Here is a 24,597-nt window from a genome sequence, read left to right on the forward strand (position 1 = left end):
CGCTGCCTGCCCCGTCTCCCGGCGTCCCCGCCGTCTTTATTTTTCCATGAGTGTGATTACTTTTCCTCGTCCATGCTCAGAACGGCCATGAATGCCTCCTGCGGGACCTCGACGGAACCGACCTGCTTCATCCGCTTCTTGCCGGCCTTCTGCTTTTCAAGCAGTTTCCGTTTCCGCGAAATGTCGCCGCCGTAGCACTTGGCCAGGACGTTTTTGCCCATTGACTTGATCGTCGAGCGGGCCACGATCTTGTTGCCGATCGCCGCCTGCACCGGCACTTCGAACTGTTGCCTCGGAATGAGTTCCTTCAGCTTTTCCACAATCGCTTTTCCGCGGTCGTAGGCGAAGTCGTTGTGGACGATGAAGCTGAGGGCATCCACTTTTTCGGCATTGAGCAGGATGTCCATCTTGACCAGCTTGCTCGTCCGGTAGCCGATCAGTTCATAGTCGAAGGACGCGTAACCTTTCGTGTTCGACTTCAGCTGGTCGAAGAAGTCGTAGACGATTTCGGACAGCGGGATTTCGTAGATGATGTTGACCCGCGATGCGTCCAGGTAGTTCATCGTGACAAAGTGGCCGCGCTTGCGCTGGCTCAGCTCCATGACGGCGCCGACATAATCGTTCGGCACCATGATGGACGCCTTGACATACGGCTCCTGCACTTCTTCGATCTTCTGCGGATCCGGCATGAGCGACGGGTTGTCCACTTTGAGGACGGTGCCGTCCGTGAGCACGACGTCATAAATGACGCTCGGCGCCGTCGTGATCAGATCGATGTTGAACTCCCGTTCGATCCGCTCCTGAATGATTTCCATATGCAGGAGTCCGAGGAATCCGCAGCGGAACCCGAATCCGAGCGCCTGGGAAGTCTCCGCCTCGTACGTGAGTGCCGAGTCATTCAGTTCCAGCTTCTCGAGCGCCTCCCGGAGATCATTGTATTTTGCGGTGTCGATCGGATAAAGGCCGCAGAACACCATCGGGTTCATCTTCCGGTAGCCGGGCAGCGGCTCCGCTGCGGGCCGGCCGGCGAATGTGATCGTGTCACCGACGCGCGTGTCGGCCACGTTCTTGATCGAAGCGGTCAGATAGCCGACGTCACCGACGGTCAGTTCCTTCCGCGGTGTGGCACGGGGCGTGAAGACGCCCGCCTCCACGACTTCGAATTCTTTTCCGGTCGCCATCATGCGGATCTTGTCCCCCGGCTTGACGGTGCCTTCCATGATCCGGATGTAGGTGACGACGCCCCGGTACTGGTCGTACAGGGAGTCAAAGATGAGTGCCTTGAGCGGAGCTTCCGGATCACCGGTCGGCGCCGGGACCTTTTCGACGACCTGCTCCAGGATGTCTTCGATTCCGATGCCCGCCTTGGCCGACGCCAGGACGGCTTCGGAGGCATCGAGTCCGATCACGTCCTCGATCTCCTGCTTCACGCGCTCCGGATCGGCAGCCGGCAAGTCGATCTTGTTGACGACCGGCAGGATCTCCAGGTCATTGTCCAGTGCAAGATACACGTTTGCAAGCGTCTGCGCCTCGATTCCCTGCGCCGCGTCGACGACGAGGATGGCACCTTCGCAAGCGGCCAGGCTCCGGGATACTTCATAGGTGAAGTCGACGTGACCCGGTGTGTCGATAAGGTGCAGGATGTATTCCACACCGTCCTTAGCCGTGTAAGTGAGCTGGACGGCATTCAGCTTGATCGTGATGCCCCGTTCCCTTTCCAGGTCCATTGAGTCGAGGAGCTGGTCTTTCATTTCGCGGGATGTCAAAGTTTGGGTTTTTTCAAGAATCCGGTCGGCAAGCGTGGATTTCCCGTGGTCGATATGGGCGATGATCGAGAAATTCCGGATATGCTCCCGCCGGGTGATGCGTTCTTCAGGGTTCATGCTGTCCACTCCTCTACAAACTATTTGAATTATAACAGCGGACAACCGAGACATCAATCTGCGGCCTGCCGCGGCGCCGGGCGGATTTATCATGAAGGTTTGGCGTGATCGGGGGGAAAGAGGAAAAGACAGGCGAGTGACGCAAGTTTGATTCCGAGTGGCGCGAGTTCAGACGTGAGTGGCGCAAGTTTGGCCTCGAGTGGCGCAAGTCCCGCCGTGCGCGATTTTTCCGGAATGCCAAAAAGGCCGCGCGTCATGCGGCGGCCCTTGGGTTTATTGACCGTTTGCAGCGAGCACTTCCGCGGCGGCTTTGGCGATGACGGCGGCGGTCCGGTTGAGTTCGTCTTCCGTGTTTTCGGTGCCGCCCATTTCGATGAGCAGCAGGCGCGGCGAAAGATCCTGATTGTAGATGCCGTTCACGCCCCTCCCGCCCTTCGTGATGATTCCCCGGGAAATGCCGGGGACCAGTTCGTTCATCTTTGCGGAAATTTGTTCGGCGAGCTGACGGTTGTTTTTGTGTCCTGGGTGGTCGACGCCGATGACGAAGGCCGCCTTTGCGTATGTACCGTCTTTGCCGGAAACTGTTGTTTTGTCCCGCCCGATCGAGTCTCTGTGAATATCCAGGATCAGGGAGTAGTTCTTCTCCCCCACCTGCTTTCCGACATACGGGCGGATGGCCGAGTAGGCCCGGCTGTTCGGGACGCCGGCCGCTTTCATCTGCCCGCTGTTGTCGTAGTCCAGCACATCCAGCTGGATGCCGTGGAGTTTAAAATGGGAGGAAAACACCGCCCCGAGGCTCATGATGTTGTCTTGGCCGTGGTAGACGGCAACCGTTCCGTGCTTCGCCTTGACGATCGGGGCGAACGCTTCGTGGGAATGGGTGAAGTACATCAGTGCATCCGTAGAAACACCGGGGGTGCCGGTGAGGGATGCGGGGGCCGGGTCCGCGGGAGCTTCTTCTGCGGAGTCCGTTTCATAGTCGAACAAATTCGCTGCGTAGACAAGCCGCCCGCCGTCCGCGGCAACTTGCCGGCTGCCCGGCTGTTCCGGTCCGGGGAAGTGGATGATCAGGATCGGAAGCAGGAAGAGGAACAGAATGAACAGCGAATGGAACTGCCATGATTTCTTCATGAAAATCCCCTCCTCCCGCACTATATGGCGGAAGAAGGGGATTCAGAACCCGGACTGCCGGGTGCCAGCCAATTGATCAGGCCGGCCGAAATGAGCGTGGCGTACTGCAGGATCCACGCATCCGTTTCTTTCGGGGTGACGAACATTCCCTGTTCGTCCGATGACAGCACTTCTTCAAACAGCTGCTGCTTGTCTTCTTTGGACCACTGGGACCATTCGCCGAAGATCGGCTTCAGCACTTTCTTGTCCGCCGGTTCGGATTTGTCATGGAGCCACGGCGTGACGGCAAGTGCAGATGACGGCGCGTTGCTTTGTTCGATTTTCTGGGCAATATAATTGAACACCGACTCAATGGCATCCGACACCATCACCGGCCCGTCCACGACGGTCGGGATGCCGATCGCCGTCACGGGGATGCCGAGCACCTCGCTGGAAATTTCTTTTCTTGAATTTCCGACACCGGAGCCGGGATGGATGCCGGTATCCGTGATCTGGATCGTCCGGCATAGCCGCGTGCTGTCTCTTGCGGCGAGCGCATCGATGACGATGATCAGGTCCGGCTTCATCCGTTCGCCGAGCGCCGCGACAAATTCGCTCGTTTCAAATCCGGTCTGGCCGGTGACGCCGGCGGCATAGGCGATGATCGTCCGCTCGTCGGCCGGCACGATCGGCACGGATTCCTGGAGCCGGTCGATCGCATACGGTCCGACGGCGTCCGGCGTGACCGACCGGTTGCCGAGCCCCACCACGAGCACTTTCGGAGTTTCCGGCAGACCGAGCGGGCGGTGCATGTCCTTCAGCTTGCGCGACAGGATGGCCTCCAGATCCGCAAAGCCCTCGGCGTCGTCCGCCGTCAGTCCGGGGGCCGTCAGCGTGATATAGGTGCCGGGCTTTCGGCCGATTTTTTCGCCGCCGTCAGCGTTCACACGGATTTCGGTCACGATGAAACGGCCTTCCCGCTTTTCTTCAAACTCGATGCCCGACGACTCGCTCAGCTTGTCTTTTTCCTGCTCGGTGCGGTGGCGCACCATCTCTTCCGACTCGTCCAGCAGATCGGTTCTCCCGAAACTGATTGCCATATCCTTCACCTCCGTCACAGTTTGCCCGGCTGTCAAGGAAATATTCTTGCGGTTTGTTTATTGCAATCGCCGCGCGCTTTTGATAGAATAACTTTTGTTGCACGGAAACGGCATGATCCGAATCGGGCTACTTTACCCCACCCTGAATGGAGGTGAATCCATTGCCAAACATCAAACAAGCGATCAAACGCGTACGCCAGAACGAAGCTGTGAACGCACAGAACACGATGCAGAAATCTGCTATGCGTACGGCAATGAAGAAAGCTGAAACTGCTCTTCAAAACAAAGATGAAAATGCTAACGAGCTTCTCAAGGACGCAGTCCAGAAACTCGACAAAGCGGCAAATAAAGGGCTGATCCACAAGAACACGGCTGCCCGCCAAAAATCCCGTCTGACGAAAAAGGCTCAATAATTTCCGTCCGGGAAAACCCCGTCCGATTTATTCGGACGGGGTTTTTGTCTGCCGCCGGGCGCTCTTGTTCCGAAATGAAGCCATCCGCGGGGAAAACCGGTCCCCGGGATGGCTTTCGGCCGCTTGGTCAGTTGGAATTCGTTCCGTTCAGCCCGTCACCGGGTGCAGCAGCACGAGTTCGAGCACCCGCTCCCGGTTTCCGGACACGGTTTTCAGCCGGAGGTCCGCTTCGGCCAGCCGCGAAAGAACCTGCAGCAGACCGGCTTCGTCCGCCATCCTGCGGTTTTCCAGAATCAGCTTCACCCGGTATGGATGGACTTTCAGCTGCTTGGCGATCTGCGGCTGCTGATACCCTTTGCGCTTCAGCACGCCGACCTGGATCATGAGGCGCACCTGATTCGCAAGCAGCGCGTTCAGACGGATCGGCTCTTCCCGGTTACGGAGGAGGTCCCGGTAGATCGACAGAGCCTCTCCCGTGCGGCCGCCGATATAGGCGTCCAGAAGTTTGAAGGCATCGTCCTCAGGCGTCTTCGGAATCAGGAGGTTCACGGTCTCTTCGCCGATCTCGTGTCCTTCGCCCGCATACAGGTCGAGTTTTTCCATTTCGGTGCCGAGCTTCAAAAGGTCTTCCCCCGCACGCGATATGAAGGTCCGGACCGCGGCGTCCGTGATCCGGCTCCCCTGCCGGGCGGCTTCCTGCTTCACCCACGTCTCGATGTCGTGCGGCTTGAGCGGCTCTGCCTCAAGACAGACGGCCTGCTTTTTGAACTGCTTGACGATTTTCTTTCTGGCATCAAGCTTTTCGTACGGAGCGAGGAAGAGGGTGACGGCGCTTTCCGGCGGATGCTCGAGCCAGTTCGCAAGTCGGTCCAGATCATGGACCACTTTTTCCCTGGATTTATCGGCGGCTCTCAAAAAGTTGGCATTTTTTGCGATCAAGAGCTTCCGGTCGCTGAAAAACGGCACGGTGTCGGCTTCTTCGATCACCGCCTCCACCGGGGTTTCGTCCAGGTCGAACACCGACAGCTCGGAGGTTGCCGCATCCGGAAGGGCTTCCTTCAGCCGTCGGATCGTCTCGTCGAAAAAGTACATTTCCGTTCCGCTGATGAGATAGACAGGCGAGAGCCGGCCTTCCGCAATTTTTCTCCACTGTTCCGTGATCATCGTCGAACACTCCATTCCCCGCTGTTTCTATCCCTATTATACATGAGCCGCCCGCACCTGAGTTTGTGAAGAATTTATGAACGCTTTGAGAACGCGGGACGAACCGCCCGAACAATATAGCTTTTTTCGGTGTCATCCCTTATAATTAGTTTTGAATTAGGAGGGGTAGCAATGAACGAATTCGAACAGGATCCGCAAACGAAGCGCAACGACGTACTTGATGCCGGCATGGGCTTTGTCGTATCTTTTGTTTTCTTTTCTCTTATCTTTGTCATCGCTACGATTGTCGAACTCGTTGCACGCTGATTGAAACAGGGACTCCCGCTTTGCCGGGGGTCCTTGTTTTTTTATTGCCCTTTTTCCTGAGTTGTCGTTTCAATCAGCAGCCGTCCTCTTTTTGAAATGACCGTGATCGAGCCGTGATCGGCGGTGGATGCCGTACTCAGTCCCAGCTCGCCGAACCGGGCGACCACTTCGGGATGCGGATGCCCGTACCGATTGTTCCGGCCGGCCGAGATGATGGTCAGTTCCGGGGCGGCGGCTGCCAGAAACTCTTCGGAGCTGGACGTTTTGCTGCCGTGGTGGCCGGCTTTCAGCACGGTCACCGGCAGGAGCGTCTCCCCGTATTTCTCCACAATCGCCTTTTCGCCTTCCGCTTCCAGGTCCCCTGTGAACAAAAACCGATGTTCCCCTTTTTCCGCATGCAACACGAGCGAGTCATTGTTTCCTTCATAGTCCTTCTCCGGCTCCGGGCTCACATATCGGAAACGGACTCCTCCTGCGGTCCACGCGTGACCCTCCCTCATTTCCCGGATCGGTGATTTCCGCTCCGCCGCCGCTCTCACGGCGGCGGCATACCCCGGATCTCCGTAAGTGTCCGGCCCGATGTGGATTTCCCGCACGCGCAGTTCCCGGATCACTTCGTCGGCCGCTTCGGCATGGTCCGCATCCGGATGGGAAAGGACAAGCTGATCCAGCGCACCGATTCCCCGGCCTTTCAGAAACGGAATGACAATCTGGTTGCCGACTTCAAAGCGGCCCTGCCGCTGCTGCCATTCTTCCGGCTGAAAACGGAGCACGCCGCCCGTATCTGCGAGCAGCACCCCGCGCCGGTGCGGCAGTTCGATCACCGCCGCGTCCCCCTGTCCGACGTCGAGGAACGTGACCCTCAGAGAAGGATCCCCATGGTGCCAAAAAGTGAGGACCAGCACCGGCAGCAGCAATGCGGCGGCTGCTGCCTTCACCGGCTTCCATCTCTTTTCCACGAGCACGAAAAACAGCAGGATGCCGGCGGTGAGCAGCAGCAGCCCGGCAATCTCCGGCCGGCCGGGCGTCCAGACGGAATACGGAAGATCTCCCGCGATCCGGATCCATTCGCCGAGAAGGCCGCGGACCGGCACATAAAGACCGAACAGCAGGTCCGCAACCGGCGGGACGGCATAGCTCAGGAACAGGAACAGCAGATTGGCAGGCAGGACGACGGCAGAAAACAGCGGGACGAACAAAAGATTCGCCAAGAAGGCGGAAATGGACGTTTCAAAAAAGTGGATGAGCAAGATGGGGGTGACGGCGATCTGGCAGACCGCCGTGACGAGGAATGATTGCTGAAGCGCGTTGGCGGCGCGTGAGAGGATGGCTTCTGAATGGATCAGCGAAAAAGCGGCTGCATAGCTCATCTGGAAGCCGGGCTTGAAGACGGCGTGGGGGTCGATGAGCAGAAACAGGATCATGCCGGCGGTCAGATAAAGGTCCAGCCTCCGGGTGCGGAGTCCCCCGCCGCCGATGAGAAGGAGGGACGACACGAGCACCGCCCGCCAGACGGACGGTGCCCCTCCGGCGATCAGCGCGTAGCAGGGCAGGAACATCAGCAGGAGGAGACGGACCAGATGGGTTCGGAGGCGGATTCTCAGCAACCCTTCCCGCAGCAGAAAAGTCAGGATGCCGACATGCAGTCCGGAGATCGCGAACAGATGCGTGATGCCGAGACGGCGGTAGGCCCGCTCGTCTTCCGGATCGACCCCAGTACGTTCGCCGATCAGCAAGGCCTCCGCCTCGGCGGCGACAGGCTCGGGAAAGGTTTTCCGAATATGCGTCCTGAGCCGCTCGCGGTGTCTCCGGAGTGCCGCCGCGGGGCCGGGTGCAGGGCCGGCATACACCGCTTCCTCGATTTCGATCACACCTGCGGCTCCTTCCGAACGGAGCCACTTTTCCATATTGAATGCATACCGGTGTGAGGGAGGCGCCGGGGTTGACCGGATGGCCTTGACGCCAAAACGGCGCCCGGCCGCCCCGGCGGAAACATACTGTTCTTTCTCGGCTGGGTTGCGGAACCGGTAAGTCGCATACCAGCGGCGGCCTTCCTCACCGCGCACAAAGCCTCTCATCGTATCGCCGTCGATCGCCACCCGGTCCGTCCACTCGATCAGGTCCGGCGCCTGACCGGGATCAGGCGGCGGTTTTTCACCGGCAGACATGAAGGCAAAGATGACGGCTGCGGCAACGAGAGAGGACAGCCAGGCCTCCGGCGGTTCGCGGCCGAACAACAAAACGGCCCCCGCCGGCAGGACCAGCAGCAGATACACCGGTGATCCCGCCGCGGAGGCCGCGGCTGCAACGGCCGGCAACGCAAGGAAGACGACCGGATTGTCCAGCAATGTCAGACGAATAGCTCTTTCACCTTCTTTTCATAATCGGCGACCATGCCGGGATCGGCGCCCGCTTCTTCCAGGCGCCCGATCAGTTCCTCATACAGGCCGAGCTTTCTTTCCGCCAGAAAATCGATTTTCCCTTCTTCAAAAGGAACCTTGACCACCTGGACGCCGGCCTGTGCCAGCAATTCGACCGCATATTCGTGGTTCTTGTAGTCTTTTGCATAGACCAGTTTGGAGATACCGGCCTGGATAATGGATTTCGTGCACTGAAGGCAGGGGAAATGCGTCACGTAAATTTCCGAGCCCGCCACCGGTATCCCGTACTTGGCACACTGGAGAAGTGCATTCATTTCAGCGTGGATCGTGCGGATGCAGTGATTGTCGACCACATAGCATCCCTTGTCGATGCAGTGGTCCCCGCCCGAAATGGAGCCGTTGTAGCCGCCGGCGACAATCCGGTTGTCCCTGACGACGGTGGCCCCCACCGCGAGCCGGGTGCAGGTGCTGCGCAGGGCAAGAAGATGGCTCTGCGCCATGAAAAACTGGTGCCATTCAATTCGCTCCATGGAGTACGCCTCCCGTTGATGTTTGTCCATCTAAGTGTATCGGTTGAAGAAATTGCCGGCAAGCTCTTTTACCGGGCAATGATGAGTTCTTCCAGCCGGGCGAACGTCTTTTCGCCGATCCCCGAAATCTGCATGAGGTCCTCGGGGCTGCCGAACGGCCCGTTTTGCTCACGGTGGGCAATGATCGCTTCCGCCTTCGCCGGGCCGATTCCCGGCAGTGTCATCAGCTCTGCCGCATCCGCCGTGTTGAGGTTCACCCGGCCGTCATCTCCTCCCCAGACGGGAGGACCGGGCGCCGCGGACGCTCCGGCCGTTTCTTCCTCCCCGCCCTCTTGGAGCAAAAACGGCACGTAGATGACCATCTCATCCCTCAGCCGTTCGGCATGATTGACGGCGTCCGGCACCGCATCCGGCAGGAAGCCCCCCGCCCGGCCGACGGCATCGATCACCCGGTCCCCTTCTTCCGCGCTGTAGACGCCCGGCTTGGCCACCGCCCCCTTGACATCGACAAAAATGACCGCAGCGGAAGAATCCGCCCGGTCATCGGCAGTCACGCCGGTCACCCCTTCGTCGGAAGCGATGAACAGATCCGTCGGTTGGACCGCGGATCGGCTTGACATTGTATACAGGATGATGCAGAGAACGAAGAAGGAAGCGGCAATCGGGGGGATCAGCTTCCTCCAGTACATCTTCAGCCAGGCCGCGATGAAAGGCTCAGTCCTTCCTTCGGGCGGCGGGCCATGGAGTCCCCTCCACTATAACCGATTTGGCTCATGGAAGGAAGCCCTCATTTCACCGCATGGAAAAACAGCCGCTCGCTTTCCGGCTGAGGCGGCCCGTCCGTCCAGTCCGCCGTGATGCCCGGAACCGAAAATCCCTGTTGCACGAGAAGTTCCGCGTACACTTCCGGCGGGAACGACCGCTGCAGATGGAATTCCTCCCGCCTCTCGTACAGGCCGTCCGGCCGTCGGATGAAGAAACTCAGCTCCGACTCGACCGACAGCGGCTCGTCTCCCGGATAGGTGTGCCAGATATAAGACACCTCATCCAAATCTGCAGTGAACGGGCCGTCGAGGAACAGATCGGTCATCTTGAACGGGGAATGGACATCAAAAATGAAATGGCCGCCCGGCGACAGCGCGTCCCAGACGCCCCTGAACACCGACCGTACCTCGTCGAGGCCCGCCACGTAGTTCAGGGAGTCGATTGCGATCACCGCTACGTCAAAGCCCTCATGCCCTTCCAATGCTTCCATCCGCTGTTCAAAAAATTGTCCGTCAAGATCAAGTGCAGAGAAACGGTCGCGGGCAATCGTCAGCATGTCCGGCGAACTGTCGATGCCGGTCACCGAATAACCCGCCTTGGCGAGAATCGCTGACAGCACCCCCGTCCCGCAGCCGATGTCAAGCAGCCGGCGTCCGTCTCCGGGACCGGCGAGCCTGCGGACCAGCTCCGCGTATGCATTGTACGGAATGTCCTCCATCAGACTGTCGTAGACGGAAGCGAAGGCGCTGTAGGAAGAACCGGTCATCTGACGCCGCCCAGGTCAAGCTCCGGAGCATCTCCCCAGAGCCGCTCCAGGTTGTAGTAGGAACGCTCGTCCTTATGGAAAACATGGGCAACCACGTCACCGATGTCCACCAGAATCCAGCGTCCTGCTTCAAATCCTTCCATCCGTTTCACTTCATAGCCGGATTCCTCGGCCTTGTCTTTGATCTCGCGTGCGATGGACTGCACCTGGCGCTCGGAGTTTCCGTGGCAGATGAGGAAATAATCGGCGAGGAGTGAAATGCCCTGCATGTTGAGGACGACGATATCAGCGGCCTTTTTGTCGTCGGCTGCCTGAAAAACCGTCTCGAGCAATGTGTCGTTCGTCATGGATTCAAACTTCCTTTCAATGAAGACTATCGTTGTAGCAGGCGAGGGTGTCGGGATGGATGCCGGCCCGCTTCCCCGCCAGGTAGCATAAATTATGTGCCGTGCAGGCGGCCACGCCGCCGGACAGCGACTTCCGGGATTCTTCCCTCAGTGCTTCCACTCCCGGAAAATCACGGCCGGGCTCGATCATGTCCGCCGTGTAGATGATCTGCTCCAGCGCGGACATGCCCGCTCTTCCCGTAGTATGGAACCGGATGGCATTCAGGATGCCCCGATCCGCGATGCCGAATTCCCGCTCGGCGATGAGGGCTCCGGCAGGGGCATGCCACAGTTCATGGTGGAAACCGAGCACTTTCTGCGGATCCCCCTCCGACAGGACCATTTCACGGAGCTCCTCTTTTGGCATCGCCTTCGCCACGTCGTGGAGAAGCGCCGCCGTCCGGGCGCGTGCAGGATCTTCCCCGAAGAGCCGGGCGAGCTCCTCCGCGGTGTTTGCAACGCGCAGCACATGCGCAAAACGGCCTGCAGGCAATCGTTTTTCAACTTCCGATTTTATCGTTTCCGCTTCCATAGAGACCCTCCTTCCGGATAAATGAAATGACTGGATCCGGGAGCAGATAGCGGACCGTCCGGCCTTCCGACAAGCGACGCCGGATTTCGGTGGAGGACAGGTCGATCTGCGGGACATCGGCCATTTGGACCGGATATTGGGTGATTCCTGCACTGCCGGGTCGGCCGACGCCGATGAACCCGACTTTTTTGATCAGGCCGTCGATGTCAAACCAGCTGCCGAGCTGATCGACGCTGTCCCCGCCGATGATGAAAAAGAATTCGGTTTCCGGTTCTTTTTCGATCAGCAGATCCATCGTCCGGGAAGTATAGGAAATGCCGCCGGTTTCGACTTCCGTCTTTTCGACCGAGAAATGAGGGTTTCCTGCAATCGCCAGCTCCGTCATGCGGAGGCGCTGGCCGGCGTCGGCATCCCCCGCCTTCACTTTATGCGGAGGAATGGCATTGGGCATGAAGCGGACTTCATCCAGATCGCATGCATCGCGGACACCTTCCGCGATCATCAGATGCCCGGCGTGGGGCGGGTTGAATGTCCCGCCGAGTATGCCGATCCTCGGTCGCCGTTCAGGCACGGGGCAGCAGCAGCCGCTTGTTTTCTTTGGACTCTCTGTACAGGACGATGGTGTTGCCGATCGTCTGGACAAGTTCGGCGCCCGTCCCGCCGACCAGCTTCTCCGCTACTTCTCCGCGGTCTTCCGGACAATTTTGGAGCACGCTCACTTTCAGCAATTCCCGTTTTTCCAGCGCGTCTCCCACCCCGGCGACGAGTTCGTCATTGACGCCGTGCTTGCCGACCTGGAACAGCGGCTGAAGGTGGTGGGCCTCACTTCTCAAGAAGCTTTTCTGTTTTCCCGTTAACATCTGTATTCCCCATTTCATTCATTAATCGATCTTTCATTTTTTGCGTGTCAGGCAAGATGCCCGTCCATCGTTCGAAGGCGAGCGCCCCCTGAAAGACGAACATCCCGAGGCCGTCCACGGTTTTGCAGCCGGTTGCTGCGGCCGCCTTCAGGAACTCCGTCTCAAGCGGGCTGTAGACGATGTCTGCGGCGACCGCACCCGGCGACAGGTTTTGGAGACCCAGCGGAAGCCCGGAGCTGCCGGTCGACATGCCGACCGGCGTGGTCTGGATCACGATTCCGAACTCGCCGAGACGCCTCTCCGCTTCCTGCAGGGATAAGGCTTCCCCGCCGGTCCGCGCAGCGACGGCTTCCGCTTTCTTCACCGTGCGGTTGCAGACTGAGACGCTCCGGTAGCCCGCCTGCGAAAGGGCAAGCGCAATGCCGCTTGAAGCGCCTCCTGCGCCGATGATGAGTACCTTTTTCTCTTTAAGACCGGTGCCGGCCGCCTGCTCGAGTGATCCGACAAATCCGGGGCCGTCTGTGTTGGAACCGCGGAGCCTTCCGCCGGGCAGCAGGCTCACCGTATTGACGGCCTGCATTTGTTCGGCAAGCGGGTCGATCTCATCCAGGTACGGGATAATGGCCTGCTTGTGCGGCACCGTGACATTCCAGCCCGAAGCTCCGAGCGTTTTCAGCGCCTGTACGGCTTCCCCGACCGTTCCTTCGGGGACATGGACCGGCACATAGGATGCATCCAGCCCGTTTTCCTCGAACCATGCTTCGTGCATGGCGGGAGATTTTGAATGCGAAACCGGATCGCCGAGCACGGCGTACCATTTTTTCATTGCGGTCCCTCCGTTCAGATCAGGGAAGGACGCAGCATGACTTCGACGCCTTCGGGTGCGTGGACCGCGATGACTTTTCCGGGCTGCTGGACGGTGATCCAGCCGAGACCCGAAATGACGATGTCCGTCTTTCCCTCTTTGATTGAAAATTCATGTCTCACAAGCCTCGGGAACCCTTCCAGTGACTTGCCGGAAGGCGGTGCCAGCATGTCCCCGAGGTGCCGGCTGTACAGTGCATCGGCATTCTCGAGTTTCGTGCGGTGGATTTCAATCGAGTTGGAGATATGGACCGTGAATGCGGTCCTCCCCCCCTGAAGGTAATCAAACCGTGCAAGTCCGCCGAGGAAGAGCGTCTGCCCCTCGTTCAGCTGGAACACTTTCGGCTTGATCTCTTTTTTCGGCGTGATCGCCTTGAGTTCGGATGTGTCCAGATAGTGGGCCATCTGGTGGTGGTTGATGATGCCGGGCGTATCGAAGATCGACTTGCCGTCATCCAGCGGAATGTCGATCATGTCGAGCGTTGTTCCCGGGAAGTGCGAAGTGGTGATGATGTCTCCTTCTCCCGCCACCTGCTTGATGATCCGGTTGATGAACGTCGACTTGCCGACGTTCGTGCAGCCGACGACAAACACATCCCCGCCCTTGCGCAGACGGTCGATCTCCCCGATCGCCTCGGCAATGCCCGTTCCTTTGAACGAACTGACGAGCAGGACGTCTTCCGCATGGAGGCCGAGCTTCTTCGCCTCCGCCTTCATCCAGTTTTTGAGCTTTGATTCCTTCACCGATTTCGGCAGCAGGTCGACTTTGTTGCCGACGAGGAGAACGGGGTTTTTCCCCGCAAACCGGTGAAGTCCCGGAATCCAGCTGCCGTTGAAGTCGAAAATGTCCACGACGTAGACGACCAGTCCCTTGGAATCGCCGACCGTGTTGAGGATTTTCAGGAAGTCGTCGTCCGTCAGCGGGACCGGCTGGATCTCGTTGTAGTTCCTCAGCCGGAAACAGCGCCTGCAAAGAGGCATTTCATTTTCCAGCGCGGCAGCGGGCGCAAATCCCGGTGCCTGTTCATCTTCCGTCTGCAGAATGGCTCCGCAGCCGGTGCATGCGATCGGTTCTGTCATTTGACGTCCTCCCAGTCGAGAAGCCCCTGGCGCTTCAGTTTTTTCATGATCCGGCGCTCGACCTGCCGGTTGAATTTCGTGATGAAGCCGTCTTTTGAAGAGACCGGCACGACAAGGATCGTATGCAGCCCGCTCCGGTTGCCGCCGAAGATGTCGGTCATCAGCTGGTCGCCGATCACCGCCACTTCGTCCTTCTCCATGCCCATCTGGCGGACGGCCTGCCGGAACGCGCGGCCCATCGGCTTTCTCGCTTTATGAATAAACGGGATGCCGAGCGGGTCGGCGAAAGCCTTCACGCGACCCTCATTGTTGTTGGAGACGATTGTCACCCGGATCCCGGCTTTCTTCAGCTCCTCCGCCCATTCGATGATCTCTTTTGTTGCATCCGGACGGTCCCATTCGACGAGCGTGTTGTCGAGATCCGTGATGATTCCGCGGATGCCGTTTTCCTTCAGTTTTTCCGGCGTGACCCGGAATACATTTTTGACATATTCACTCGGTAAAAAATGACGATACACCCGATCCACTCCATTGCCTCTGAATTCTTTCCCGATTATACCATATGGCCCGCCGAACACTCACCTCCGGCGGGTATTGTTCTGCGGGTGCGCGCCTCATGAATCGCCTCCTCCTGACATATGGTGACAGAAACGATGACGGAGGTGTTCCCGTGAGCGGGATGTTTGCGGCATTGCTGCAGCTCTGGATTGAAATCCCCGCGATGTTCGGGTATCTGAAAGGCCAGGCGTTTCTGAAGCCGATGAACGCCGAAGAAGAGGCGGACTGCCTCAGGCGGGTCGCCGAGGGTGATGAAGAGGCCCGGGACATCCTGATCGAACGCAACATGCGGCTCGTTGCCCACATCGTCAAGAAATTCCATCCGAAGCACGAACAACTGGATGACTACATCTCCATCGGCACGATCGGCCTCATGAAGGCGGTCGGCAGCTTCACGCCGGACAAAAAGACGAAGTTCTCCACCTACGCCGCCCGGTGCATCGAGAATGAGATCCTCATGCACCTGCGCGCCCAGAAAAAAGTACAGAAAGACGTTTCCCTCTACGAGCCGATCGGCACTGACAAGGACGGCTACTCTCTCCAGATCACGGATATCCTGAAAATCGATGAATCGACGGCCGACGAACGGCTGGAACGCAAAGAGCGCTTTGACCGGCTTTACCGCCACTTGACGAAGCTGGATTCGCGGGAACTGGAAATCATCCAGCGCCGCTACGGACTGCTCGATGACGTTCCGATGACACAGAAGGACATCGCAGCGCAGCTCAATATTTCAAGAAGCTATGTATCCCGGATCGAGAAGCGTGCGCTCGTGAAGCTTTACCAGCAGTTCAAGCACGAAAGAGGCCCCTCCTCCGCAAGTAGCGGAAGAAGGGCCGACTGACGGTGTTTATTCGCGCTCGGAACCGAGCTGCGCCATCATGATGGCGCTGAGCACACCTGTCAGGACTACTACGCCTGCCATAATATAAATCATGCTGTTCACTCCTGTCCAAAATGGTCCGATTGGTTTCCCCTTATAGTATATCACGGGCGCGCCCGAGTTTCGAGATGGCCGCGACGACCGTTTCGGCGGAGTGCTTCGCCGCCCGGGGAAGAAATTCATCAAAGGACACGGCCGAGTCTTTTCCGGCGATGTCGGACAGGGCGCGGATGACGACGAACGGCACGCCGAACTGATGGCACACCTGGGCGACGGCCGCTGCTTCCATCTCCGCCGCGAGCACGCCCGCAAACTGCCGTCGGACCGCTTCCGTGCGTTCGGGATCCGCCATGAACACATCGCCCGTGACGATCAGCCCTTCCGCATGCGGATGTTCGCCGACTTCATCGACGGCTTCGCCCGCAATCCGGACCAGTTCCGCGTCGGCCGAAAAAGCCGGCGGCATCTGGGGGACCTGCCCCATTTCATATCCGAATGCCGTCGCATCCATGTCATGATGGCGCACTTCGCTTGAAATGACGACGGTGCCGACTTCATGGTCCGCATGGAATCCGCCGGCAGAACCGGTATTGATCACCGCATCGGGTTTGAACCGGTCAAGCAGGATGGCCGTCGACATGGCGGCATTCACCTTGCCGATGCCGCTTTTGAGCAACACCGCCTCCACACCGGCAAGCGTGCCTTCCGTGAATTCGCTGTTTGCGATCACGGTCGTTTCCGGGTTGTCCATGCGGCTCCGCAGAAGTTCCACTTCTTCCTCCATGGCACCGATCACTGCAATTTTCATCCTAATCCTCCGTTCCGAACGGGGTCTGTGTCACCAGGCTCCTTCAAGCGAGTTCAGCTTGTCGAGACGAACCGGTTTCCAGCCCTCGCCGTCCACCCACTCGAGGTGGACGTTATATTTTTTCTTCTGGTCTTTGGTCGAAACGGTTCCGACCGATTTATCCGGTCCTCCGCCGTTTTTCAAATACCAGACGATCATGTCGCTTTCGGGAATCCCGGTGGCGTATTCGATCGCTTCCACTTTCTCTTTCCAGTCAATGTGGCCTTTGTCGTAGACCGAGCGGTGTTCGCCGGTCTGAGACGTGCCGATCGGCTTCCAGGAGGTGTCGACAATCGTTTCTTCAACGATGCCGTCCTCGGAAGGAGTCCTGATCACTTTTCCGGGCTCGCCCGAAGCTTCGTCTTCTTCGTCGGCCGGCTCTTTTGTTTGTTCGTCGTCTTCTTCTGTGTCGGATTCATCGTCAGGCTGCCCGGCTTCCTCGCCGCCATCGTCGCTTTCATCGTCCTGCGAATCCGATGCCAGTCCGGTTTCCGGTGTGCCGCCAGAATCATTTCCGGTTTCCGCAGCACCTTTTCCCCCGGCCGTATCTTTGCCGCCGGTCATGAAGATGCCGGCCGCGGTGACCAGAATCAGGGTAAATACGATTGCAATGAGGATGTTCAGGATCCGGTTCGATTTCCGGTGATTCCGTTCCACCCTGGAAAGATTGCGTTGGTCCATGCCATCTCCTCCCCTGTCTTACTCTATCATAATCGATTTCCCCTGTTTTGACGAAAAGATTACCGGCATATTTCATTTTCATCTCGTTTTCATGACTGACTGGGCGGTTGCTGCCGGCCAGATTGCCGTTTGAGCCATCGGGTTCTGCCGTGATTGTGTGTAAAATCCATCACTCGAAGAAATCACGCAGAGAACCGGACAGCCTAGCTCCCTGATTCCACTCATCCCGGCTATGCGCTCACTCAAGGCATCTATGATTCCACTCATCACAGCTACGCGCTCACTCACAGCCTTTATGATTCCACTCATCCGCAAGCGCCGCCTGTCTTGCATAGTTCTTTTCAATCTGGCAGAACGGGACACCATCTTCTCCCGCGATCCGCGGCGAAGAGCACGACCTCCGCCGCTAACCGGCAGGTGTAGAGAACAAGCTTTGCAAGACGGGAAAAAGCAAGGACGGCGGTTGGCTTTCGGAAAGCAACCAAAGTCCTTGCTTTTTTACACGCAGGGTGAGGGGACCGGATTCCCGGACCTCTCCTGCTGATCAGCCGATGGAGACGATTTCGACGTCCATTTCTCCGCCCGGTGTCATGATCTTCACCCGGTCGCCGATCGTCTTGCCGAGAAGCCCTTTGGCAATCGGGGAATCGTTTGAGATCTTCCCTTCGAACGGATCTGCCTCTGCAGAACCGACGATCGTATAGGACTCTTCTTCACCGTCCGGAATTTCTTTGAAGGCGACCGTCTTGCCGAGCTGGACACGGTCGTCGCTGCCGGTGTCTTCAATGATTTCCGCATTTCGGATCATCGACTCGAGCGTGGAGATCCGTCCCTCGATGAAGGCCTGATCTTCCTTGGCGGAATCGTATTCGGAGTTCTCGGACAGGTCACCAAAGCTGCGGGCGACTTTGATCCGTTCCACGACTTCCTTTCGTTTAACCGTTTTCAAATACTCAAGTTCATCGACCAGTTTTTGTTTTCCCTCTTCTGTCATCGGGAATTTCTTTTCATTTGCCATTTCTCATCTCTCCTTTGCGCCAACCGTCATAAAAATAATACTATGCCGCCCCGTTTCCGGACATGCGACATAGTCGATAAAAATAATGGGTCAATCCTTTGTCATCATATTACATTTTTTGTGTAGATTCAAGAATTGTTTTTATTTTCGTCACCATCAGGTCGATCGCCACCTTGTTTTCCCCGCCTTCGGGAATGATGACATCCGCATAGCGCTTCGTCGGCTCGATGAACTGGTTGTGCATCGGGCGGACGACCGACAAATACTGATCGATGACCGAGTCGATCGACCGTCCCCGCTCATTGATGTCCCGCTGGATCCTGCGGATGATCCGAAGATCGGCGTCCGTGTCGACGAACAGCTTGATGTCCATCAGCTCGCGGAGACGGGCATCGTCCAGGACCAGGATCCCCTCCAGGATGATGACTTCCTTCGGTTCGATGCATTCGGTTTTGTCCGAACGGCTGTGGAGCGCGTAGTCGTATACCGGGCGGTTCACCGGCCGGCCTTCGAGGAGTTCGTTGATATGCTCGATCAGCAGATCCGTGTCAAAGGCGAACGGGTGGTCATAGTTCGTCTTGAGCCGCTCCTCAAATGCCAGATGGGACTGGTCTTTGTAGTAATAATCGTGTTCGATCACGACGACCGAATGCTCTTTCACCACGTTGTAGATGGAACGGGTGACGCTCGTTTTGCCGGATCCCGAACCGCCGGCGATTCCGATGATGAGCGGCCGCTGTTTATTCATAGTGCTGCACCTTCCCGGTCTGTATCTTTTTTCTTGCTGACGAGGAGCCCGTCGCCGGCCGGCAGGAGCGCGGAGTCATAGCCCGGATGGTCCATGATCCATTCCGTGAACGCCCTCAGCTTCCTGATCATCGACCGGTTTCGTTTCGGCACGTCTTCCGGGCTGTCCGCAGCCAGGCCGTGCATGAACATGTTGTCGCAATAGATGACGGCCCCGGCGGACAGGAGCGGCTCGTACAGATCAAAGAATTTGCGGTACTGCCCTTTCGCCGCATCGATGAACAACGCATCGAACGGGCCTTCCGGCATGTTGTCCCCGAGCTCGAGCGCATCGCCGGCAATCACTGTGATCCTTCGTCCGGCCGGTGAGCGCCGAAGATTTGCCGCCGCCTGTTCCCGCATCTGTCCGTCCCGCTCGATCGTGACGATTTCCGCCTCCGGCAGCGATTCCCCCATCCGGATGGCGGAATAGCCGATCGCCGTCCCGATCTCCAGGATGCGTGCGGGACGCTGGATCCTCAGAATCTGCAGAAGCGCCTCGATTCCTTCAAGCTGCATGATCGGCACGCGGTGTTCGGCTGCGTACTTCTCCATCTCCATGATATGATCCGGTCTCTGCCTGATCAGGCCCGCCGTATAGCCGCTGTAGTCATGTTCCATCCGATCCACCTGCTTCTCAAAAAATCCCCGACCATAATACCATGAAAAGAAAAGGAAAGCGAGTGCGCCCCCTTCTCTTCACCGGTTCTCATTGTGCATTTGTGATGTATTTGTCACGGTTTTTCAGATGTTCTTCATACGTTTTGGCAAAATGGTTGTTGCCGTCCTTGTCTGCGAGGAAATACAGATAATCACTTTTCACCGGATCCAGCACCGCTTCGATCGAGCTCATGCCGGCGTTTGCAATCGGTCCCGGCGGAAGGCCTTTGTTTTTGTACGTATTGTAGGCATCATCGATCTCCAAGTCGCTGTACATCGTTTTGGACAGATGTTCGCCGTGCGCATAGGCAACCGTCGGGTCTGTCTGCAGCGGCATGTCCTGCTCCATCCGGTTGTAGAAGACGCTGGCGATCGCCTTGCGGTCGGTTTCGGCCGTCGCTTCCTTTTCAAGCAGCGAAGCGAAGGTCATGAGCCAGTGGACACTGTGCTCCTGTTCCGCGAGCGCCTCCGCATATGGGGACACCGCCTGATCCGTCGCATCGACCATCATCATGACGAGCGTCTCGAGCGGCGGGTTTTCTTCATAGACCGGATAGGTGGCCGGGAACAGATAGCCCTCAAGCGGGAACTTGATGTGTTCATTCTTAATCTCATCGGTGAGGATACTCGGATGCATCTCGATCATCCGGTTGACGAATTCCTCGCTCTGAACGAGTTCCATGAATTGCTCCGCCGTATAATCGGTCTTGCTTTCGACCACTTTTGAGATCTGATCGAGCGTCAGACCTTCCGGAACCGTGAACGTGAACACGGGCGTGCGGTAAACTTTGCCCGTTTTCAGGCTTTCGATGAGCTCGTCGGGCGTCATCGCCTGGGTCAGTCCGTATGTGCCGGCCTGGAAGTCGCCTTCATTGTTGAATTTTGCGTAGTACTTGAAGATCTTCGCGTTTTTGATGATCCCGTTTTTTTCGAGCTGCCGGGCAATCGACTCCAGATTGGATCCGATCGGGATTTCCACTTCCACGACTTTTTCCGATTTCGGATCGACCGGCTTCAGTGCGCCGGATACATATGTATACGCCGCTGCGCCACCGATGAGCAGCACGAGCAGGGCGGAAAGGAAAACGATCAGCACGATGCGACGCACCGTCTTCACTTCCCGTTTCTTTTCTGTCATCCGGTCAATCATGATCTGCTTTTTTGATTGCTTGTCCACAGACGAAGTTCACCCACTTTCATATCGAAGTAATTATACATGAACGCCGAAAAAAGAAAAAGGCAGGGCCGGATCTTCCCGGCCCCGCCTTCGTGCATTCTTACCCGGTATTACTCTTCCGGCTCTTCTTCGTCCTCATCGTCTTCGTCGGCGAGGAACGTGTTGAGCATTTCTTCGATCATGTCCCATTCCTCGTCTGTTTCGATCGGCTTCAGTTCGCCTTGTTCCCCGTCTTCTCCGGGGAGGAACGAAGAGGCCATGATTTCAATCGTGTCGTCTTCGTCTTCCTCGGCTCCGACCGGGTAGTACAGGACGTAAGATTTTCCGAATTGCTCGGCGTCAAACGTAAAGAGCACTTCGCAGAGCTGCTCGTTTCCTTCTTCATCCACGATCGTGATGTTCGCTTCTCCATGTTCCATCTCTGATCACCTCATCCGATTTTTTCTGTCCAGCCATCCCTGCAGGATCATGACGGCTGCCATTTTGTCGATCACGGTCTTCCGCTTTTTCCGGCTGACATCCGCTTCGATGAGCATGCGTTCCGCAGCCATCGTGGTCAGCCGCTCGTCCCACAGCTCGACGGGCAGTGAAAATTCTTCCTCCAGCATTTCTGCAAACCGGGCGGAAGCCTCCGCGCGCGGGCCGACCGTATTGTTCATATTCTTCGGATACCCGACCACGAACGAGGTTACACCATATTCAGAAACCAGTTCCCGGATGCGTGCAAGTCCGAACTCGCCCGCTTCTTCATTGATCTTGATCGTTTCAACGCCCTGTGCCGTCCAGCCGAACGCGTCGCTGACGGCCACGCCGACCGTCTTCGTGCCGACGTCAAATCCCATCACCCTCATGACTGCTTGCCGTCATGCCCGGCGATGTAATATTTCACGAGCTCCTCGATGATCTCGTCGCGCTCCAGCTTCCGGATCATGTTGCGCGCGTCGTCATGCCGCGGGATATATGCCGGATCCCCCGAAAGGAGATAGCCGACGATCTGATTGATCGGACTGTATCCCTTTTCTTTTAAGGCAGCATGGACCTTGAGCATGACTGTGCGCACTTCATCTTCCATCGGCTCCTCGGGAAAGTTGAACTTCATCGTCTTGTCAAATGAATCCAAGATCAGCACCCCGCTTTCACCTTGGAGGCGCGGCGGCAAAAACCACCGTGCCTCCCATTATGGACGAACCGATCCGCCTATTAAACGGATTTGACTAAATCATACACGGATTGCAAAGCTTCATCAAGTTTAGAAGGGTCTTTGCCGCCCGCCATCGCCATATCCGGACGTCCGCCGCCTTTTCCGCCGCAGATCTCGGCCACATGGCGCACGATGTTCCCGGCGTGGTATTCCTTGCCGGCGATGTCCTTCGTCACGCCCGCCGCGAGCGTCACCTTGCCCTCACCCGGAGCACCGAGGACGATGACGCCCTTGACGACTTTCTGCTTGAGTTCATCGAGCATCGTGCGGAGCGCATTGCCGTCCGCCCCGTCCACCTTGGCGGCGATGACCGTGATCCCGTCCACCTGGCGTGCCTCTTCGAGGATGTTCGCGAGCTGGCCATGCGCCTTCTGGGCTTCGAACGACTCGATCCGGCTGCGCAGCTCTTTTTGCTCGGCCAGCAGGGCATGAAGCTTTGCCGGAAGCTCCGCCGGCTTGGATTTCACGATCGCCGAAGAATCTTCGAGTGTCCGTTCCCTTCCGTCCAGGAAGAGGAACGCCTCCTTGCCGGTGAGCGCCTCGATCCGCCGGGTGCCGGCGCCGATGCCGCCTTCGGACAAGATTTTGAACAGACCGATTTCCGCCGTGTTGCCGACATGGCAACCGCCGCAAAGCTCAAGCGAGTAGTCGCCGATCGAGACGACACGGACCACGTCCCCGTATTTTTCGCCGAACAGTGCCATTGCGCCCATCTGTTTCGCTTCGCCAATATCATGGTAAGCGGTTCCGACTCCGATTCCGGCCCAGATCTGCTCATTGACGATTCGTTCGACCCGGTCAAGCTCTTCCTTCGTCATCGCACTGAAGTGGCTGAAGTCGAAGCGGAGCCGGTCCGGGCCGACGTAGGAGCCGGCCTGGTTGACATGTTCGCCGAGGACATCCTTCAGCGCCCGGTGGAGCAGGTGTGTCGCCGTATGGTTTTTGACGGTCTGGAGGCGGAGTTCGGCGTCAACTTCCGCCTTCGCGGCGTCTCCTTTGCGCATGGTGCCGGCATCCACTTTCACCGTGTGCAGGTTCTGTCCGTTCGGCGCCTTGCGGACATCCTGGACCGACGCGCGGAACCCGTCGCCGGAGAGTGTTCCGCGGTCCGTGATCTGGCCGCCGCTTTCCGCATAGAACGGCGTTTTGTCGAGAACCACCATGACTTCTTCGCCTTCTTCCGCTTCCCCTGCAAATTCGCCGTCCCGGAAAATCGCGATGATTTGGGAACCGGACACGAGATGGTCGTAGCCGATGAACTCGCTTTCTTCATGGAAGCTGCCGAGCACGCCGGACTGCACCTGCATCGACCCGACATCCTGCCGCGCTGCCCGCGCGCGCTCCCGCTGATGCTGCATTTCTTCCCGGAAGCCGTCTTCGTCGATGCCGAGACCGTGTTCTTCCGCATATTCCTCGGTCAGTTCCGCAGGGAAGCCGAATGTGTCATACAGCTTGAACACGTCCCTGCCCGGAATGACCGTCCCGCCCTCTTCGCCGATCCGGGCGATGATTCCTTCAAGAATAGACAGCCCTTCGTGGAGCGTTTCATGGAAGCGGTCTTCCTCGTTCTTGATCACCCGCTGGATGAATTCGGATTTGTCCGCGACTTCCGGATAGTAGCTTTCCATGATGCTGCCGACGACCGGCACGAGCCGGTACATGAACGGCTGGTCGATGCCGAGCTGCTTGGCGTAGCGGACCGCACGGCGGAGGAGTCGCCGGAGAACGTAGCCGCGCCCTTCGTTGGACGGAAACGCGCCGTCGCCGACCGCAAATGCTACCGTCCGGATATGGTCGGCGATCACTTTGAACGCCGTGTCCTTCGCTGCGTCCGCCCCGTAGCGCCCGCCTGAAACTTCTTCGATCTGGCGGATGATCGGCATGAACAGATCCGTGTCGAAATTGGTCGGGACGTCCTGGACAACGGAGGCAATCCGTTCGAGCCCCATGCCGGTGTCGATGTTCTGCTTCGGCAGCGGCGTATACGTATGGTCGGGATTGTGGTTGAACTCGGAGAACACGAGGTTCCAGATTTCGAGGTAGCGCTCGTTTTCTCCCCCCGGGTACAGTTCCGGATCCGAGAAGTCATTCCCGTACGATTCGCCGCGGTCATAGAAAATTTCAGAGTTCGGGCCGGACGGGCCTTCCCCGATGTCCCAGAAGTTCCCTTCCAGGCGGATGATCCGCTCTTCCGGTAGGCCCACTTCGTTCATCCAGATGGCGTAGGCTTCTTCGTCTTCGGGGTGGACCGTCACGGACAGCCGCTCCGCGTCGAAGCCGATCCACTTTTCATCTGTCAGGAATTCCCATGCCCAGAGAATCGCTTCCCGCTTGAAGTAATCACCGATCGAGAAGTTGCCGAGCATTTCGAAGAATGTATGGTGGCGGGCCGTCTTGCCGACGTTTTCGATGTCATTCGTACGGATCGCCTTCTGGGAATTGACGATCCGCGGGTTGGACGGAATGACGCGGCCGTCAAAATACTTTTTCAGCGTCGCGACGCCGCTGTTGATCCAGAGGAGCGACGGGTCATCGACGGGCACGAGCGATGCGCTCGGTTCGACGGCATGTCCTTTCTCTTTGAAAAAGTCGAGGAACATGGCGCGAAGTTCGGCGGATGAATAGGGTTTCATGGTTGTGTTTCCT

28 protein-coding genes are annotated in these 24,597 nt (G+C 57.9%); 3 read left to right on the forward strand and 25 right to left on the reverse strand.

Annotated elements, in window-relative coordinates:
* Window positions 1-56: 56 nt before the first annotated feature.
* The 3 genes from lepA to gpr form a co-directional block, all read right to left on the reverse strand.
* Window positions 57-1,883 carry a translation elongation factor 4 gene (gene lepA / locus ACFFIY_RS11160; protein ID WP_354195174.1) on the reverse strand — a complete coding sequence of 609 codons (1,827 nt, stop codon included), beginning with the start codon at window positions 1,881-1,883 and terminating at the stop codon, window positions 57-59.
* 273 nt (window positions 1,884-2,156) lie between these two features.
* Window positions 2,157-3,014 carry a stage II sporulation protein P gene (spoIIP, locus tag ACFFIY_RS11165; protein WP_354195172.1) on the reverse strand — a complete coding sequence of 286 codons (858 nt, stop codon included), beginning with the start codon at window positions 3,012-3,014 and terminating at the stop codon, window positions 2,157-2,159.
* Window positions 3,015-3,034: 20 nt separating this feature from the next.
* A complete protein-coding gene (gpr, locus tag ACFFIY_RS11170) occupies window positions 3,035-4,093 on the reverse strand; it encodes a GPR endopeptidase (protein ID WP_354195170.1) in 1,059 nt (352 codons plus the stop codon).
* A gap of 161 nt (window positions 4,094-4,254) precedes the next feature.
* Between gpr and rpsT the strand changes: the two genes are divergently transcribed.
* Window positions 4,255-4,506 carry a 30S ribosomal protein S20 gene (gene rpsT, locus ACFFIY_RS11175; RefSeq protein ID WP_354195168.1) on the forward strand — a complete coding sequence of 84 codons (252 nt, stop codon included), beginning with the start codon at window positions 4,255-4,257 and terminating at the stop codon, window positions 4,504-4,506.
* 147 nt (window positions 4,507-4,653) lie between these two features.
* On the opposite strand, the gene holA is transcribed toward rpsT, so the two are convergent.
* Complete coding sequence (holA, locus tag ACFFIY_RS11180; RefSeq protein WP_354195166.1) at window positions 4,654-5,670, reverse strand: DNA polymerase III subunit delta; 1,017 nt, start codon at window positions 5,668-5,670, stop codon at window positions 4,654-4,656.
* Window positions 5,671-5,841: 171 nt separating this feature from the next.
* On the opposite strand from holA, the gene ACFFIY_RS11185 reads away from it, so the two are divergent.
* Window positions 5,842-5,976, forward strand: coding sequence for a YqzM family protein (locus tag ACFFIY_RS11185; protein ID WP_354195164.1), 135 nt, complete (start codon window positions 5,842-5,844; stop codon window positions 5,974-5,976).
* Between the two features lie 41 nt (window positions 5,977-6,017).
* On the opposite strand, the gene ACFFIY_RS11190 is transcribed toward ACFFIY_RS11185, so the two are convergent.
* From ACFFIY_RS11190 to ACFFIY_RS11240, 11 genes are all read right to left on the reverse strand, one after another.
* Window positions 6,018-8,324 carry a DNA internalization-related competence protein ComEC/Rec2 gene (locus ACFFIY_RS11190; protein WP_354195162.1) on the reverse strand — a complete coding sequence of 769 codons (2,307 nt, stop codon included), beginning with the start codon at window positions 8,322-8,324 and terminating at the stop codon, window positions 6,018-6,020.
* A gap of 2 nt (window positions 8,325-8,326) precedes the next feature.
* Window positions 8,327-8,887 (reverse strand): ComE operon protein 2, encoded by a 561-nt coding sequence (locus tag ACFFIY_RS11195; protein ID WP_354195160.1) that lies wholly within the window; start codon window positions 8,885-8,887, stop codon window positions 8,327-8,329.
* 68 nt (window positions 8,888-8,955) lie between these two features.
* Window positions 8,956-9,576: a helix-hairpin-helix domain-containing protein gene (locus tag ACFFIY_RS11200; protein WP_354195158.1), complete on the reverse strand. Its 621-nt coding sequence runs from the start codon at window positions 9,574-9,576 to the stop codon at window positions 8,956-8,958.
* A gap of 98 nt (window positions 9,577-9,674) precedes the next feature.
* Window positions 9,675-10,418, reverse strand: coding sequence for a class I SAM-dependent DNA methyltransferase (locus ACFFIY_RS11205; RefSeq protein WP_354195156.1), 744 nt, complete (start codon window positions 10,416-10,418; stop codon window positions 9,675-9,677).
* On the reverse strand, window positions 10,415-10,765 hold the full coding sequence (rsfS, locus tag ACFFIY_RS11210; protein ID WP_354195154.1) for a ribosome silencing factor: 351 nt from the start codon (window positions 10,763-10,765) through the stop codon (window positions 10,415-10,417). The genes ACFFIY_RS11205 and rsfS overlap by 4 nt, the downstream gene beginning before the upstream one ends.
* Window positions 10,766-10,781: 16 nt before the next feature.
* Window positions 10,782-11,336 (reverse strand): bis(5'-nucleosyl)-tetraphosphatase (symmetrical) YqeK, encoded by a 555-nt coding sequence (yqeK, locus tag ACFFIY_RS11215; protein WP_354195152.1) that lies wholly within the window; start codon window positions 11,334-11,336, stop codon window positions 10,782-10,784.
* Window positions 11,305-11,907, reverse strand: coding sequence for a nicotinate-nucleotide adenylyltransferase (locus ACFFIY_RS11220; protein WP_354195150.1), 603 nt, complete (start codon window positions 11,905-11,907; stop codon window positions 11,305-11,307). The genes yqeK and ACFFIY_RS11220 overlap by 32 nt, the downstream gene beginning before the upstream one ends.
* On the reverse strand, window positions 11,900-12,196 hold the full coding sequence (gene yhbY, locus ACFFIY_RS11225; protein ID WP_354195148.1) for a ribosome assembly RNA-binding protein YhbY: 297 nt from the start codon (window positions 12,194-12,196) through the stop codon (window positions 11,900-11,902). Before yhbY ends, ACFFIY_RS11220 begins: the two co-directional genes overlap by 8 nt.
* A complete protein-coding gene (gene aroE, locus ACFFIY_RS11230) occupies window positions 12,159-13,022 on the reverse strand; it encodes a shikimate dehydrogenase (protein ID WP_354195146.1) in 864 nt (287 codons plus the stop codon). The genes yhbY and aroE overlap by 38 nt, the downstream gene beginning before the upstream one ends.
* Window positions 13,023-13,036: 14 nt before the next feature.
* Complete coding sequence (gene yqeH, locus ACFFIY_RS11235) at window positions 13,037-14,140, reverse strand: ribosome biogenesis GTPase YqeH (protein ID WP_354195144.1); 1,104 nt, start codon at window positions 14,138-14,140, stop codon at window positions 13,037-13,039.
* A complete protein-coding gene (locus tag ACFFIY_RS11240; protein ID WP_354195576.1) occupies window positions 14,137-14,658 on the reverse strand; it encodes a YqeG family HAD IIIA-type phosphatase in 522 nt (173 codons plus the stop codon). The genes yqeH and ACFFIY_RS11240 overlap by 4 nt, the downstream gene beginning before the upstream one ends.
* 152 nt (window positions 14,659-14,810) lie before the next feature.
* Here ACFFIY_RS11240 and sigK point away from each other — a divergent pair, with 152 nt between their 5' ends.
* A complete protein-coding gene (sigK, locus tag ACFFIY_RS11245; RefSeq protein ID WP_354195142.1) occupies window positions 14,811-15,542 on the forward strand; it encodes an RNA polymerase sporulation sigma factor SigK in 732 nt (243 codons plus the stop codon).
* A gap of 133 nt (window positions 15,543-15,675) precedes the next feature.
* On the opposite strand, the gene mtnN is transcribed toward sigK, so the two are convergent.
* The 10 genes from mtnN to alaS form a co-directional block, all read right to left on the reverse strand.
* Window positions 15,676-16,389 (reverse strand): 5'-methylthioadenosine/S-adenosylhomocysteine nucleosidase, encoded by a 714-nt coding sequence (mtnN, locus tag ACFFIY_RS11250; RefSeq protein ID WP_354195140.1) that lies wholly within the window; start codon window positions 16,387-16,389, stop codon window positions 15,676-15,678.
* Window positions 16,390-16,419: 30 nt separating this feature from the next.
* A complete protein-coding gene (locus ACFFIY_RS11255; RefSeq protein ID WP_354195138.1) occupies window positions 16,420-17,109 on the reverse strand; it encodes a YrrS family protein in 690 nt (229 codons plus the stop codon).
* Window positions 17,110-17,653: 544 nt separating this feature from the next.
* Window positions 17,654-18,127 (reverse strand): transcription elongation factor GreA, encoded by a 474-nt coding sequence (gene greA / locus ACFFIY_RS11260; protein ID WP_354195136.1) that lies wholly within the window; start codon window positions 18,125-18,127, stop codon window positions 17,654-17,656.
* A 109-nt stretch (window positions 18,128-18,236) separates the two neighbouring features.
* On the reverse strand, window positions 18,237-18,875 hold the full coding sequence (gene udk, locus ACFFIY_RS11265; protein WP_354195134.1) for a uridine kinase: 639 nt from the start codon (window positions 18,873-18,875) through the stop codon (window positions 18,237-18,239).
* The gene (locus ACFFIY_RS11270; protein WP_354195132.1) at window positions 18,872-19,534 is read right to left on the reverse strand and encodes an O-methyltransferase; all 663 of its coding nucleotides are present in this window, start codon (window positions 19,532-19,534) and stop codon (window positions 18,872-18,874) included. Before ACFFIY_RS11270 ends, udk begins: the two co-directional genes overlap by 4 nt.
* Before the next feature lie 88 nt (window positions 19,535-19,622).
* Entirely contained in the window at window positions 19,623-20,750 is a 1,128-nt protein-coding gene (mltG, locus tag ACFFIY_RS11275) for an endolytic transglycosylase MltG (RefSeq protein ID WP_354195130.1), read from the reverse strand.
* Between the two features lie 110 nt (window positions 20,751-20,860).
* Complete coding sequence (locus tag ACFFIY_RS11280; RefSeq protein WP_354195128.1) at window positions 20,861-21,169, reverse strand: DUF1292 domain-containing protein; 309 nt, start codon at window positions 21,167-21,169, stop codon at window positions 20,861-20,863.
* 6 nt (window positions 21,170-21,175) lie between these two features.
* Window positions 21,176-21,601: a Holliday junction resolvase RuvX gene (ruvX, locus tag ACFFIY_RS11285; RefSeq protein ID WP_354195126.1), complete on the reverse strand. Its 426-nt coding sequence runs from the start codon at window positions 21,599-21,601 to the stop codon at window positions 21,176-21,178.
* Window positions 21,598-21,870, reverse strand: coding sequence for an IreB family regulatory phosphoprotein (locus tag ACFFIY_RS11290; protein WP_354195574.1), 273 nt, complete (start codon window positions 21,868-21,870; stop codon window positions 21,598-21,600). The genes ruvX and ACFFIY_RS11290 overlap by 4 nt, the downstream gene beginning before the upstream one ends.
* Before the next feature lie 80 nt (window positions 21,871-21,950).
* Window positions 21,951-24,584, reverse strand: coding sequence for an alanine--tRNA ligase (gene alaS / locus ACFFIY_RS11295; RefSeq protein WP_354195124.1), 2,634 nt, complete (start codon window positions 24,582-24,584; stop codon window positions 21,951-21,953).
* Between the last annotated feature and the right edge of the window lie 13 nt (window positions 24,585-24,597).

The organism is Bhargavaea ullalensis, assembly GCF_042432615.1.
Lineage (GTDB): Bacteria > Bacillota > Bacilli > Bacillales_A > Planococcaceae > Bhargavaea > Bhargavaea ullalensis.

Excerpts from the sequence above, each read along its gene's own strand:
- lepA (WP_354195174.1), bottom strand. The coding sequence starts at position 1,883 with ATGAACCCTGAAGAACGCATCACCCGGCGGGAGCATATCCGGAATTTC.
- spoIIP (WP_354195172.1), bottom strand. The coding sequence starts at position 3,014 with ATGAAGAAATCATGGCAGTTCCATTCGCTGTTCATTCTGTTCCTCTTC.
- gpr (WP_354195170.1), bottom strand. The coding sequence starts at position 4,093 with ATGGCAATCAGTTTCGGGAGAACCGATCTGCTGGACGAGTCGGAAGAG.
- holA (WP_354195166.1), bottom strand. The coding sequence starts at position 5,670 with ATGATCACGGAACAGTGGAGAAAAATTGCGGAAGGCCGGCTCTCGCCT.
- ACFFIY_RS11185 (WP_354195164.1), top strand. The coding sequence starts at position 5,842 with ATGAACGAATTCGAACAGGATCCGCAAACGAAGCGCAACGACGTACTT.
- ACFFIY_RS11195 (WP_354195160.1), bottom strand. The coding sequence starts at position 8,887 with ATGGAGCGAATTGAATGGCACCAGTTTTTCATGGCGCAGAGCCATCTT.
- ACFFIY_RS11200 (WP_354195158.1), bottom strand. The coding sequence starts at position 9,576 with ATGTACTGGAGGAAGCTGATCCCCCCGATTGCCGCTTCCTTCTTCGTT.
- ACFFIY_RS11205 (WP_354195156.1), bottom strand. The coding sequence starts at position 10,418 with ATGACCGGTTCTTCCTACAGCGCCTTCGCTTCCGTCTACGACAGTCTG.
- rsfS (WP_354195154.1), bottom strand. The coding sequence starts at position 10,765 with ATGACGAACGACACATTGCTCGAGACGGTTTTTCAGGCAGCCGACGAC.
- yqeK (WP_354195152.1), bottom strand. The coding sequence starts at position 11,336 with ATGGAAGCGGAAACGATAAAATCGGAAGTTGAAAAACGATTGCCTGCA.
- yhbY (WP_354195148.1), bottom strand. The coding sequence starts at position 12,196 with ATGTTAACGGGAAAACAGAAAAGCTTCTTGAGAAGTGAGGCCCACCAC.
- aroE (WP_354195146.1), bottom strand. The coding sequence starts at position 13,022 with ATGAAAAAATGGTACGCCGTGCTCGGCGATCCGGTTTCGCATTCAAAA.
- yqeH (WP_354195144.1), bottom strand. The coding sequence starts at position 14,140 with ATGACAGAACCGATCGCATGCACCGGCTGCGGAGCCATTCTGCAGACG.
- mtnN (WP_354195140.1), bottom strand. The coding sequence starts at position 16,389 with ATGAAAATTGCAGTGATCGGTGCCATGGAGGAAGAAGTGGAACTTCTG.
- ACFFIY_RS11255 (WP_354195138.1), bottom strand. The coding sequence starts at position 17,109 with ATGGACCAACGCAATCTTTCCAGGGTGGAACGGAATCACCGGAAATCG.
- greA (WP_354195136.1), bottom strand. The coding sequence starts at position 18,127 with ATGGCAAATGAAAAGAAATTCCCGATGACAGAAGAGGGAAAACAAAAA.
- udk (WP_354195134.1), bottom strand. The coding sequence starts at position 18,875 with ATGAATAAACAGCGGCCGCTCATCATCGGAATCGCCGGCGGTTCGGGA.
- ACFFIY_RS11270 (WP_354195132.1), bottom strand. The coding sequence starts at position 19,534 with ATGGAACATGACTACAGCGGCTATACGGCGGGCCTGATCAGGCAGAGA.
- ACFFIY_RS11280 (WP_354195128.1), bottom strand. The coding sequence starts at position 21,169 with ATGGAACATGGAGAAGCGAACATCACGATCGTGGATGAAGAAGGAAAC.
- ruvX (WP_354195126.1), bottom strand. The coding sequence starts at position 21,601 with ATGAGGGTGATGGGATTTGACGTCGGCACGAAGACGGTCGGCGTGGCC.
- alaS (WP_354195124.1), bottom strand. The coding sequence starts at position 24,584 with ATGAAACCCTATTCATCCGCCGAACTTCGCGCCATGTTCCTCGACTTT.